Below are 12412 nucleotides of genomic sequence, written 5' to 3'. Positions count from 1 at the left end.
AGTTAACAGCGAGGGATAGGATATAGGATTGGATGGTTTCTGACTTCCCTGAACCAGTCGTCCCTGCGATCAAACCATGAGGTCCATGGGCTTTTTCATGCAGATTGAGCTGAACCAGGTCATCTTGACCACGCAGACCAATTGGCACAGCCAAACTCTTGTAAGGTGCGTTCTTTTTCCAACGGCTCGATACCTGCAAATCCTCAAAGGTCTCCGCCCCATACATTTCCATAAAGGTCACAGAATCTGGGATCGAACTCTTAAGATTTTGGAGGTGATTGAGCGGTGCCAAGGTACGGGCGATCCGCTCCTTGTCATAATCTGCTGGGAAGTGGTCCAAACGGAAGTCCGTCTCTTTCAAAACTCCTTCTTCCATGACCAGTTGGCCTGTATTACGGTCCTTGATATTGATCACTGTCTGGATGTTCTCAGACAAGGAACTCATGACATCCTCTACAAAGATGAGAGAACAGCCTAATTCCGTTGGATCTTCGGTAAAGAACTCCATGATGATATGATCCAAAATCAGCTTCTCATCGGTCACTAAAACCACGTAATGAGGATGGAAGAGGGTGCTCTCCTTGTGGGATGCTTCTTCCTTTTGACTACGACGTAGTTTCAAGATTTGGTTCAAACTATTCAGAACTTGGTCCCGTGTTCGTTGATTGTAGACAAAACCGCGGACATTGAGTTCTTGCAGTTTAGCATGAGGTAGCCAACGCATCCAAGACCATTGCTCTTTTTCCTCTTCAGGCAGGATCGTAATAAACTGCACATCATGATAAGAATGGAAAGTCGCTAGCTGCATCACCAAAAGTTGCAGTTGTTCTAGAACGAGATTTCTAGGTCCAATATAACCCACTGGTCCATGGCTGAGGTTTGCCGGGATTGGCATATCTGGGATCTTTTTGTGACGACTATAGAGAGCGTAACCCTCTTCTTCTAGAGCATCCTTCTTACCACTACGCTCCTGTTGACCGTATTTCAAGTCATAGCTAGTCGGCATTTTCCCGAGTCCCAAACGATAGTATAAAAAGTCAAAATGCAAGGGAGTCTTTTCGTAGATCCGGTGATTGTAACTCTCAACCAAGTCCGTCAATTCTAAAATCGTTGGAAAATGATAGTGCATCCCTTCTTTTTGTTCTCGTTCCAGACGAGTCAATTCCTTGACCTTATCTTTCAGGTAAAGACGATAGAGATCGACCCGTTCCTTCTTATCAGCCTTGTACTTTTTACGATTTTTTATGAAACCACGGATAGAAAAAATCATTGTGGTTATGGACATCCCTACTGTCGCAAGGATATAGATCCCTCGAGGTTGAATTAAGGTGATTAAGACGGTTACTCCGACCATCATCAGAGGAGGAACGATCAGCTTTAACAGTTCATCGCTCGGTTTAACCGGTTCCTGGCCTGGGGGATTGATCAAGATTTTATCTTCGCTGCCACGATAGATGATCCGTGGAGAACGATGATAATCTGGATAATCTTCATAAAAACCATATCGAGATGGTTCTCTCAGAGTCAGTTGTGGCCCAACTTGGGCAGGACCCTGGACCCATACTTCATCAGGATAGAACTTGATCGTCACCGCCCCTAGACTCAACTCATCTCCAAAACCAATCAATTGCTGGTCCATTTGTTCCAGATGATTGTTTCGATAAAATGCGCCTTTTAGTCGAGTTAGCTTCCATTGATTTTGGGATTTTTGGAGTAAGAGTTCAACATCTCCATCTAGTGTGATCAATGCACCTCTTTGAGAGCCAATCTGAAACTCTGATAAATCCAAAAGGTCATAAACCCTTGGCTCCCCTTCTCGGAGATAAAAGACGACCTCACCCAAACGCAGACCATCTTTCAAGAGTCCTGCTTCATCGTCGTACTGATAAAAGACCTCGTCACCATCGACCTTGAGCTGAATCGGTCTTTCCTGTTGAGAAAGGTAGACTTGGGCCTTTTCAGTCGCCCCGATCAAGACCGTCTTATCTGCACTCAGTTCTACTTCATAACGTAGACCTTGGCTGTAGAAAATGATTTGTTTTTTCATAATTTCTCTCCTTGGTCTACTTTAATTGCTAGAGGAGCTACTTGGAACAGGTTTCTTCTCAGATGACGGTTTGCTTTCAGAAGCCTTGTCTTGAGGGTTAGGAGTTGTAGAAGCATTGGAGCTTGATTCACTCGTTAGTAGCTCACTTCGACTATCCCAGTATTTCTTATACTCGCTTTCCAAAGTATTCAACTTACTTTCACGGTCTTTCCCTGACAAGTTACCATCTTCTCGAACCTGCTTGATTTCCTGAGTCAAAGCGTAGAGAATCAAGTCACTGTCGTTAATCCGTTTGGCAATATCAAGAGCCTCTTCAAAACGATTGCGCCCAACCTGGATCCAGTAAGTCAAATAAAGCTCATCTGACTTGAGTGTTACGTTGTTCAAGATGACTTTCTTTTGTTCAGAAGAAAATTCCAATCCCTGAATATAAGAGTAAGCCAACTCATACTTTTGCGTATTCGGCAAGCTAGCTGGATCAATTCTCTCTAATTCTGTAATAACACCACTATAATCCACTTTAATAAAGGCAGTATCTGCCTGCAACATCTTTTCTTTGAAAGGATTTTGCACAAAAATCAGATAGATAAGTGGAACGATCAACAAGACAACGCTGGCTGTTAACCAAATCGTTGCCAGTTTAAAGACACGATGGCGTCTACTTGGAACCAAGACCAAGTCTGCTCGTTCTTTCGCAGCCTTCTCCGTGTAGTACTTCTCCAAAACAGCTACTGCAGCCTCTATATCATCTGCCTGACATAGATCATTTAAGAAGTCTGGCAAGGTCTCTAATTCCAAGGAACCATTATAAAGATCCATGAAATCCAAATCGCTAAATAGTGTTACTGTAAAACATTTAGCCTGGCGTAAAAAATCTTCTGAGGATATTGATTGAGGAACCATCAGACCAGGAATTCCACGATAAGCAATCTTAGCCTGAGCATCCTTGGTAATAAAGAGATTTACTGGGTGCAAAAGGAAAGTCACAGGTAACTCCAAGGCGTCCTCTAGACGAAAAACGTTTAGGGCCAAACGGATTCTTTCCGAAATGGTACGTTCCTTTATTTCCTCATAAGTCAGTCCATGAGCTTCGACTTGATAGGAGAAGGTGACACTATCCTCATCAGACACCATCGATTGCTCCAAAAAGAATGGATGATGCAAATCCAATAGTAACAGTTCCCGTAAATCTTGACTCGCAACATCTGAACGTTTGAGTTTTAATTCCCAGTTTGTTTCATTTTTTTCATAGACAAACGACTGTCCACCAAATTCAAATTTTTCTTCAGCCACCTATATCTCCTCAATTTCTACTAAATCTCCTGTCGTCATAGGATAATCAGACAGATGTTTCCCTTCATCAATCAACAAACCTTTATTGACAATTCTTAATTGATATTTTTTTCGCTTGATACCTGGATTAAAAATCGTATCCACTTCTCGCACCAGCCGGCGCACTTCAATTCGCCGTGGAATGCGAATATCCACATCTCTTTCTCTCAAACGTAGGGTAATATTGATATGTTGCTCCACCTTTTACACGCCTCCTATGTCTGGTTTATCCTTTTCTAAGTTAGTTAGACAGACTAGTTAAAAAATTAGTCCATCCCTTCTACCATCACACGATAACTCATTACTGCCGTTGCTCCAAAAAGCAAGAAAATCAACACCACATAGAATATCTCTGGAAGAAAGTCATTCAGACCACCTTTTTCTACATGGCCTATATTTGTTTGAAATTTAATTGTTTTTTGAGCATTGGGCTGAAACAACTGTTCTTCAGAAGATTTTTTCACTGGTCTCTGTATAGCAGAAAACAGTTGGCCCCTTTCTGTGATCAACTGTTCCTCTTGATGCTGTTGCATGTCCTGCAACCTCTTTTGAGTTGCTTCATTAAAAAGCTCCTTGGTTTGTTCAGACTGTAGACCAAATTTCAATCCCTCTTTCTTTTCAAGTCGGGAATCATCAATCTGCAGACTGTTATCCTTCAAATCATCTGCAGCAGCCCCAGAGACTGCTGCACATGTTACTAAGGTAAGAAGGAAAAGAATGATTTTCTTCATATTTCTATTTTCTATTCTTTCTCAACTTGGCTTGCTTGAAACCACAAACTACTTTCTCTGATAAAAACATTTATAACAAGTAAAACAGCTATGACAACAATCGTTGCAACAAAAGCGATAATTGCTGCTGGATGTCCATCAAAGTATCCTGAGAGCAAACCTTCTAATATCGATAACGCATTGAGATTTTTGATAAATGCTGGGAAACCAGTTAGACTTGCTGTTGTCCCAATAGCATTTGATAGGTAGACAAAGCTAATCATCATAAAGAAGGAGAGTCCCATACCAATCACTCGGAAATGTTTAAGCAATAGATATTGACCTTGAATCAGTACAAATGCGGCTAAAACAATTAATAGAACCCAAGATGGTTGATATTCACGGCCAACCTGTAGCTGAACACTTGATACAACACCAACTACCAATCCGACAACGAGACTTAAAGCAGATAGGATGGTTACCGTCATCAAGTCTGTATCATGTAACTTATCAAGTTTGAACTTATCTTTGACTTTGCGAATAACGTTTTGAGTTGCAAACAGATAGGCTGTAAAGAGGCTAACAATCTCCAATAGTAAAATCCATGTAAATGGACGGTAAACATTGACAGTCGCTTTCACTGAAGTAGCATTTTGGGTAACAGGATTGGATAAGAAGTTCAACAATACTTCGTTTGGTACCCCATTTTGATAGGCATTATTCAGAACCTTCACAAAGGATTCTACAAAGTTTCCATTGTTAGTCAATTCTTCGTTAAACTGCGTCATCAAGGAGTCAGCATCTTGTGACAACTTTTCAGTACTTGTTTGAGCATTTGACAATTCACGATTGAAATTACTTAAAGTCTCATTAACAGACTCAGCCGCCTTGACATTGCTTTGAGAAGACTCCTTCACACCCTTAGTTTCTGATAAGAGAGTTGCATAATCAGTATTTAGAGTTTTCAGTTGATTATTAGTTTCTTCAAAAGCATCATTGCCTTTCCCTTGCTCCTCAACCAAATCATCTAGTTTCTTTTCCAACTTCTTGTACAACTCTAACTGTTCATTGATTTTTGTATTCAATTCTTGGTTGGTAGTCAAAACATCCTGCACATTTTTTTCTAGAACAGGCTTCAGTTTAGTCAGTGCTGACAAGGCTTTATCTACTTTCTCTTTAGCACCATCTTTATCTGTATCGCTAGCAGGTGCAGTTAAGCTGTCTTCATACTTCTTCAGATTTGAACTAATAGCTTCAAACCAAATATCTGACAATGCTTTAGACACATCACTATTTTTTAACCCTCTGACGGTATCGTATGCTTGTTTGAGTGATTCTACCTTTTGGTAGGCAGAAGCTATTTTCTGAACCTTTTGTCCGTAAGACACTGCTGCTTGCTGAACGGCTAAGACATCTATCGGAGCACTGACTGCTTGAACATCATTCAAGGAAATATCAACAGTCTTTGGCTCCGCTTTTGGAGTTGGGCTTGGAGCCCCAGTTGAACTTGTAGTTGGAGTCGGAGCTGCCTCTGCAACACTATAGGCTACTTTGAAAGTCCCACCCGTCTTCAAATCAATTTCTTGACCAAACTCAACTGGTGTGCCATCATAAGTGACCGAATGAACCGTCACTCCTGTTCCAGCCTTCCATGATACCTTAGCCTTTGTTCCTGTTCGTCCAACAGCACTCGTACTCGTGATTGCCAGACTTTCCAAATTCTTCAAATCAGTCGAATTGATTTCGTCACTAGGCTCTTTGATTGTTTTTAATTCAGTATAGTCTACAGAAGGAATTGTGATCGGTGTCATACCAAAACCACTAAATTCTTTTCCACTAAAGTCTTCTTTGGGTAATTCTGAGATTGCAGAAGCCAACTGCTCTTTGAGAGATTCTTCAGCCTTCTCTAGGTCCTTGTTTGCAGCTGTATCCAAAAATTGCTTAAGAGTGATTTTGCTCTTCTCACTTGTCCCATAGTAAGTGGCTAATTTCTCATCAATAAAGTTATGAATATCCTTTTTATGATTTTCAAACTTCGTTCTTTCGTCTGTTAGATTTTTCTGTAAGCTACCAATCTCTGTGCTGATGCTTTCTGCTACTTTTTTATAGTAAGCCTCAACTTCTGGTGACGTTCCATCAGTGGATGCTGGTGTTCCATCTATATTAGAAGTCAGAATACGTTGAGCTTTAATTAATTCTTTATAAGTTTCAATTTGTCCCTTAACGTCTTCCCGACTCTTAGAGATGAGTCCAGTGATAACATCCGCATGATTTTTCTTCTCAGTATCCCTATTCTTAAGCAGAGTGCCAAGGTTTTCACCATAGGCAATCTGTGAAACGTCATAACGACCAAAAATCTGAGAATAACTATCCAAACCTGTTTTTAAAGCACTGTTGGCGTCAACAGAGGAACTAGACATACTATAGAGAGTTGGGAAAAGATTTTTAGAGTTAATAGCTGTCCCATATAAGTTCGTACGATAGTTTCCGATATTGGTCGCTTGTATCTGTGAGCTAGCTTGGACATTCTTTTGAGCAGTGTAAAGATTGTTCAAAATACTAGCCATATACATATCGACTAACTGACCATTCAAATCAGCAACAATATCTTTCGCTAGTTTATTTGCATCATTTTCTACTTGCAAATTTCCTTGCGCATTCACCTTATAATTGATAGTTGTCTTATCAACATTGATGCTGTTAATATCGAGTATTTTTTCAGAAAAGTCACTAGGAATTGTTAAAACGAGTTGGTATTTCCCACTTTCTAATCCAGAATCAGCTGCTCCACGAGGGACAACAGACCAATTTTGTGAATTATCACGCTCGATATTTTTTACATAACTAGCACCTAGATTATATTCTTTTGTATCTACGTAGACAGGCTTATCTTCATTTACGATAGCTACATTTAATTTTGTCTGCTGATTAGCCTTTGCATTATTTTCATTGCTAATCGTTGTATTTTTTTGAACAGATAGATTCAAAAAAATAATCAATGCAAGCAATCCTAATGCCAGCAGACTACTTCCTATATATTTAAAAATTCTATTCTTCTTCATATTACTTTAAATCTTCTCCGTCATAAAAAATAGGAAGGCTCTCGCCCTCCTAAAGCCACTTATATAACAAATTAAATTTGTGATGCAAGATCTTGGTCGTTTTGTTCAACAATTTCAGCAACCTTGTTCAACTGTGCATTGATCTCATCAAGCAAAGTTGCAAACTCCTCAATTTTTGGAGACAATTCTGTGAATTGGCGATCAAAGCTCTCAAAAGCAGCACCTTTCCAGTTGTCTCGGATAGTATTTTGCTCTTGAGTCAATGTACGAAGTACTTGTCTTACTTCCTCAGAACCTTGAGTGTACTTTTGAGCAGAGGTGCGCAATTCTTCTGTTGTTAATTGAATTAAAGCCATGTGAAACTCCTTTATATTAATTTATGCCCTCATTATATCAATAATTTGTCTCAATTGCAAGTTTAAAATTCATTTTTTATTCTATTTATAAAAAAATAAGAGCTATTTCCATCTAAAAACTAGTAAGAAGGATTAAATTATCTACTTTTCTTGTATAATTACTTCTTTTTTATCTATAATAACAAACTATAACAAATTCATATCATCCTTCTTTTATAAGGTATATTTGTCAAACGTTCTTTTCTTCTAACTTTCTATGAAAGTTTTTATTCTCTTGATGACGAGCTTCCAGCACATTCTCTATACAACTCTTATAAAGTTGATGATAGTTATCCAAATTGTTCTCTATCTCAAAGATATATGGTTGAATTTCAGCAAAACTACTGTCTCTGCATGCATAGGAAAGCGCCTCTAGGAGATGATCCGTCTCCCTACTAAACTTGTGGAAATCATCATCCAAATCCATCTCCAAACGCTCTAAGTCTCGTAATTTACGATTATGCTCATCCTCCAGTTTCTGAAGTTCCTTTTTATCCATCACAAGCTTTCTCCTAGTTTTTGATCGGACTCTGTAAAGTAGGGGTTTGCAAGGTCTGTGTCAAGTAAGTTTCGGCAGCATCAGCGGCCTTGCCCTCAAATCCACCCTTAATATTGTTTACATAAGTCTTAGAGGCGTACTCTTGCATATCTGAGGCTGCTTCTTGCAACTTTTTAGCTAACTCCACTCCTTTAGCAAGGATTGACAGTTCTTTTGCAGTTACCAAGGCCCTGACTGCTTGGCGTTCTTGTTCCTTCATTCTTTCTTTGAAGCCTCTGTCGAGTTGCTCTCTTGTAATTAAAGTATCCTCATCCGTTAGGACTAACATTTTTTCCCCTCCATGTTTGTTTTACATCCGCCAATAGATTGTTAAAATCTTCAGCACTATCTGTATCTATGGTTTCAAAGGAACCACTAGCTTTAACCAAGCTCTCCCCTAGTTGCTCGATTTGTGTCAGGAAGGATGCTGCTGCTGTCTTCGTGTCACTTGCAACGCCTTCATACCAAAAGCTTGTTGTATCAAAACCAGAAAGTAGATTTGTAACTTCTGAACTTGACAAATATCCAACCATGTCAAAGGCTGTCTGTCTTGTCTCTTTTATCATGTTTTGAATATCTTCCTTAGCATCTGAAAGTAAGGTTTTCACAGATTTAACTTTGTCTTCCATGTCAAAATTTGCCAAATGGGCTGCTGTCTGAAGCAACTGAGCTCGGACCAAAATTCTCTTTTCTCCTGTAAGATTACCATTTCTCAGTTGTTCCTGATAACGAGGAATAGCTTCTCGATCCCACTTTATAGATTCCTGACGAGCTTCTTCGACGATCTTACTATACTCTGTTTTAAAATTCTCATAAAAGCCATATCCGATAGATGCCTTATTTACGATTTCCCCCCTCATAATGGCATTTAAAACATTTGAGGCTGCATTTTCATCAACTCCTAAAGTTCTTAGAACACCCAAGGTTGTTGCAATTAATCGAGCCAGCTTTTCTCCAGCCCTGAGCAATTCTGGGTGAAAATCCTCAGAGGCAGTCAACAAATTTCCCTTTCCATCCGATTGGAAAACACCAAAGTCATGGGAGCTTTCCGGATCAGTAATCTGGGTATAATGAAGGGGGACAAGGACATTGACTTTACCGATGGGTTTCTTAAGTGGCTCATCGGAGTCCCCAGGTAATTTGGTAATGGTATGCTCACGATTAAGCATCCCCACGACATCAAAAGGATTGACATAGTACTCGATTTTTTCGCTAATCTTTTTGATTTTCTCATCGCTGAGACCCATTTTCTTTAAGCTCTTTGTCGTGTCTGGGCCGTCAAAGAGGACGACTTTGCCGATTTTCTCCAGTTCTTGATCAGTAAGGCCAGCTACTCCTTGCGCAGAGACAATGGTCCCTAAGGAGTGACCTGTGATGTCCATCGTAGCATTTGGAGCCTTTTCGCGCATCTCAGCGATTTTAGCTTTCATTCCTACTGTCGCTAACTTGGCTTGTGGCGTATGAATATGGTTGAGCGCAAACTGAGCATCGTTGTCAACCCAGTCGTTCCAATTTTCATAACTGATGGCATCACTTCCACGGATGGTCATATAGGTTTTCTTGGTATCTTTAGTTAAGGTTGGCGTATCCGTTAAGTAGTAGGCATTAAAACCAGCTTCATCATCAGTTAAGAGTCCTTTTTGATAACGTTTGTAATGAATATCCTGCCTCATCCCATTCGCATCAGGAACTGGTATCGATGTGATTTTATAAGTATCTCGCAACTCAGGATCTGGTTGCAAGTAGACTTTTCCATTATGAGGAAGATTTTTTCCTCCGGGGGTGGTTTCCCATTCTTTTTTTTCTTTATTATAAAATTTATTATCTCTAGAGAAATCAAACAGCTGATAATCAAGAGCATTGTTATCTGGCGGAAAATTATTGGGACGATATGTATATGCGGATTGAGCTAAATCCGCATAAAAATTATCAAAGGTTTTTAAATTACTATTAATCATAATAATACCATCCCCCGTCCCTATAAATTCTTATAGGTTGCATTTCATAAATTCCAAATTCCTTTGGTATGCCATTAGCATCATTGTCTAAAGAAAATCCAACCATAAATTTCGTTTTATCATTATTATTTACCTTTCCTCTAAGTGTCAACATATAGCCACCGCCTTGAGGAGTTCCATTCCCTACTTGGCCAACCTCCATACTATCCCAATTAAATTGAACACTTTCCACTTTAGGGCTTAAAGCTTTCACAAAATCAGCCATATCCTCTTCATGCTCCTTCAGATAAGCCAACTGCTTGGCTCGCGGACTAAGAAATACTCCTCCAAATAGATTTGTTTTCTGTGCCATCCATGCTCCTCCTCCAAATACTACAAGTGCTAAAACTAGCCAAAGTAAAGTACGTTTTTTCATCTCTTTCCTCCTATATAGTGGAATCTAAGCATATTATATCATGAATGTAAAAAAAAATACTTTTAGCAAGTATTGTAAGTCAATAGGGAATGAGTGCTGTTAAATTTAAGTAAAAATTATCAAAATTTTTTAAGTTGCTATTAGTCAAGAAGTTTACCTCCTAATCTTATACCATTGCTGATACCCATGCTTTCCAAATCAACTTTTCCTTCTTTAATTTCTATTAGGACATTCCAGTCTGATTCTTTTAGATTGTTAAATTCACCAAATACACTCACAACTTCCCCTCCACCTTGTGGGGTTCCATTTCCAACTTTTTCCCACATAGTTTCATGCCAATTTATTTGAACAGATTCTATCTTTGGATTTTGAGATTTTACAAAATCCTTAATCTCCTCTTCATGCTCCTTTAAATAAGCCAACTGCTTGGCTCGCGGACTAAGAAATACTCCTCCGAATAGATTTGTTTTCTGCGCCATCCATGCGCCTCCTCCGAATACTACAAGGGCTAAAATCAGCCAAACCAAAGTACGTTTTTTCATTTCTTTCCTCCTATATAGTGGAATCTAAGTATATTATATCATGAATGTAAAAAATACTTTTAGCAAGTATTCGGAGTCAGTGGGGAATGAGGGAGGGATTAAGCTATCATAAAAGTTGTTATAATGTTTTAGATTATTATCCGTCATACTTGTCCCAACCTCCATTTTTTAACACTCTAGGCTGATTATACATACCAATCCTATCTATTGAAGGCACATCATTTTTATTTTTTAATCGAAAATCTATTGTAAAGTCAGAATCCTTTATATGATTAAAAGAACCCTTCACTGATAGATTATAACCTCCCCCCTGTGGAGTTCCATTCCCTATCTGTTCAACAGTTAAACTATTCCAATCCATCTGAACAGATTCTATCTTTGGATTTTGAGATTTCACAAAATCCTTAATCTCCTCTTCATGCTCCTTTAAATAAGCCAACTGCTTGGCTCGCGGGCTTAGAGTTATCCCTCCAAATAAATTTGTTTTCTGTGCCATCCATGCTCCGCCTCCAAAAATTACAAGTGCTAAAATTAGCCAAAGTAAAGTACGTTTTTTCATCTCTTTCCTCCTATATAGCGGAATCTAAGTATATTATATCATGAATGTAAAAAAAATACTTTTAGCAAGTATTCTAAGTCAGTGGGGAATGAGTGATATTAAATTTGAGTAGAAACTATCAAAGGTTTTAGGTTACTGTTAGTCAAAAATCTCCCATATATTATCTTTCAAAACTCTTATCGGTTGCATTTCAGAAATTTTCTTACTATTAGGAATACTATTTCTATTATATTCTAGAGGAAATCCTATTGTAAATTCCGTCTTTTCATTATTATTTACTTTACCATCTAATATTAAAATATATCCTCCGCCTTGAGGGGTGCCGTTTCCTATAACTTCGACTTCCATACTATCCCAATCAAATTGGACACTTTCGACTTTAGGATTTCTAGACTTTATAAAGTTCGCCATATCCTCTTCATGCTCCTTCAGATATGCCAACTGCTTAGCTCGCGGGCTCAGAAATAAATTTGTTTCTTTCGCCATCCATGCTCCGCCTCCAAATACTACAAGAGCTAAAACTAGCCAAAGCAAGGTATGTTTTTTCATATTGATGCTCCTTCAGATATATCATCTCCCTCTTACAATCCAAAACTCCGTAATTAAAAACAAATTACGGATCTATTGTTGCTTTAGAAATAGAAGATTGTCATTAAAACTAGTATAGCATAAAAGCCTCAAACAGCCTATTTCACCAATCCCTCATCTTGAAGATTTGTTAATAATTTGACCAGAAGAATTTGAGTTGAATGCAAAGAAACAATAGTGTGAATTATGCTAAAAATCATCAAAAAAAACACCCCATGGTTTGAACCATGAAGTGCTTTGAAACGTTGATAGTATCGTATTGATTA

At 38.7% G+C, this 12412-nt stretch carries 13 protein-coding genes; all 13 read right to left on the bottom strand.

Annotated elements, in window-relative coordinates; genetic code table 11:
* Window positions 1-2047: FtsK/SpoIIIE domain-containing protein (locus HMPREF0849_RS08230; protein WP_009013724.1), on the bottom strand; the 2047-nt coding region annotated here is incomplete at its 3' end.
* A 21-nt stretch (window positions 2048-2068) separates the two neighbouring features.
* Window positions 2069-3340 (bottom strand): type VII secretion protein EssB, encoded by a 1272-nt coding sequence (gene essB / locus HMPREF0849_RS08225; protein WP_000796944.1) that lies wholly within the window; start codon window positions 3338-3340, stop codon window positions 2069-2071.
* Entirely contained in the window at window positions 3341-3580 is a 240-nt protein-coding gene (locus HMPREF0849_RS08220) for an EsaB/YukD family protein (RefSeq protein WP_000434883.1), read from the bottom strand.
* A 65-nt stretch (window positions 3581-3645) separates the two neighbouring features.
* Window positions 3646-4110 (bottom strand): type VII secretion protein EssA, encoded by a 465-nt coding sequence (gene essA, locus HMPREF0849_RS08215; protein ID WP_000720508.1) that lies wholly within the window; start codon window positions 4108-4110, stop codon window positions 3646-3648.
* An 11-nt stretch (window positions 4111-4121) separates the two neighbouring features.
* On the bottom strand, window positions 4122-7151 hold the full coding sequence (esaA, locus tag HMPREF0849_RS08210; RefSeq protein ID WP_000742183.1) for a type VII secretion protein EsaA: 3030 nt from the start codon (window positions 7149-7151) through the stop codon (window positions 4122-4124).
* 71 nt (window positions 7152-7222) lie between these two features.
* Window positions 7223-7507, bottom strand: a complete 285-nt coding sequence (locus tag HMPREF0849_RS08205) for a WXG100 family type VII secretion target (RefSeq protein ID WP_001173991.1) — start codon at window positions 7505-7507, stop codon at window positions 7223-7225.
* A 229-nt stretch (window positions 7508-7736) separates the two neighbouring features.
* A complete protein-coding gene (locus HMPREF0849_RS08200) occupies window positions 7737-8045 on the bottom strand; it encodes a hypothetical protein (RefSeq protein WP_000358231.1) in 309 nt (102 codons plus the stop codon).
* Window positions 8046-8058: 13 nt separating this feature from the next.
* Window positions 8059-8373, bottom strand: a complete 315-nt coding sequence (locus HMPREF0849_RS08195; protein WP_000960733.1) for a hypothetical protein — start codon at window positions 8371-8373, stop codon at window positions 8059-8061.
* Window positions 8354-10042 (bottom strand): cutinase family protein, encoded by a 1689-nt coding sequence (locus tag HMPREF0849_RS08190; RefSeq protein WP_000610885.1) that lies wholly within the window; start codon window positions 10040-10042, stop codon window positions 8354-8356. Before HMPREF0849_RS08190 ends, HMPREF0849_RS08195 begins: the two co-directional genes overlap by 20 nt.
* Window positions 10035-10457, bottom strand: coding sequence for a hypothetical protein (locus tag HMPREF0849_RS08185; RefSeq protein WP_000747472.1), 423 nt, complete (start codon window positions 10455-10457; stop codon window positions 10035-10037). The genes HMPREF0849_RS08190 and HMPREF0849_RS08185 overlap by 8 nt, the downstream gene beginning before the upstream one ends.
* Window positions 10458-10597: 140 nt before the next feature.
* Entirely contained in the window at window positions 10598-10999 is a 402-nt protein-coding gene (locus HMPREF0849_RS08180; protein WP_000747475.1) for a hypothetical protein, read from the bottom strand.
* A gap of 136 nt (window positions 11000-11135) precedes the next feature.
* A complete protein-coding gene (locus HMPREF0849_RS08175) occupies window positions 11136-11558 on the bottom strand; it encodes a hypothetical protein (RefSeq protein WP_000747461.1) in 423 nt (140 codons plus the stop codon).
* A gap of 138 nt (window positions 11559-11696) precedes the next feature.
* Window positions 11697-12107: a hypothetical protein gene (locus HMPREF0849_RS08170; RefSeq protein ID WP_000716679.1), complete on the bottom strand. Its 411-nt coding sequence runs from the start codon at window positions 12105-12107 to the stop codon at window positions 11697-11699.
* Window positions 12108-12412 lie beyond the last annotated feature (305 nt).

It is taken from the genome of Streptococcus sp. C300 (assembly GCF_000187645.1).
Classification (GTDB): Bacteria; Bacillota; Bacilli; order Lactobacillales; family Streptococcaceae; genus Streptococcus; species Streptococcus oralis_CQ.
This window is presented reverse-complemented; position numbering and strand designations above follow the sequence as displayed.

What these genes read in the sequence shown, in the direction of transcription:
- essA (WP_000720508.1), bottom strand. Translation starts at nt 4,110, where the DNA reads ATGAAGAAAATCATTCTTTTCCTTCTTACCTTAGTAACATGTGCAGCA.
- esaA (WP_000742183.1), bottom strand. Translation starts at nt 7,151, where the DNA reads ATGAAGAAGAATAGAATTTTTAAATATATAGGAAGTAGTCTGCTGGCA.
- HMPREF0849_RS08205 (WP_001173991.1), bottom strand. Translation starts at nt 7,507, where the DNA reads ATGGCTTTAATTCAATTAACAACAGAAGAATTGCGCACCTCTGCTCAA.
- HMPREF0849_RS08200 (WP_000358231.1), bottom strand. Translation starts at nt 8,045, where the DNA reads ATGGATAAAAAGGAACTTCAGAAACTGGAGGATGAGCATAATCGTAAA.
- HMPREF0849_RS08195 (WP_000960733.1), bottom strand. Translation starts at nt 8,373, where the DNA reads ATGTTAGTCCTAACGGATGAGGATACTTTAATTACAAGAGAGCAACTC.
- HMPREF0849_RS08190 (WP_000610885.1), bottom strand. Translation starts at nt 10,042, where the DNA reads ATGATTAATAGTAATTTAAAAACCTTTGATAATTTTTATGCGGATTTA.
- HMPREF0849_RS08185 (WP_000747472.1), bottom strand. Translation starts at nt 10,457, where the DNA reads ATGAAAAAACGTACTTTACTTTGGCTAGTTTTAGCACTTGTAGTATTT.
- HMPREF0849_RS08180 (WP_000747475.1), bottom strand. Translation starts at nt 10,999, where the DNA reads ATGAAAAAACGTACTTTGGTTTGGCTGATTTTAGCCCTTGTAGTATTC.
- HMPREF0849_RS08175 (WP_000747461.1), bottom strand. Translation starts at nt 11,558, where the DNA reads ATGAAAAAACGTACTTTACTTTGGCTAATTTTAGCACTTGTAATTTTT.
- HMPREF0849_RS08170 (WP_000716679.1), bottom strand. Translation starts at nt 12,107, where the DNA reads ATGAAAAAACATACCTTGCTTTGGCTAGTTTTAGCTCTTGTAGTATTT.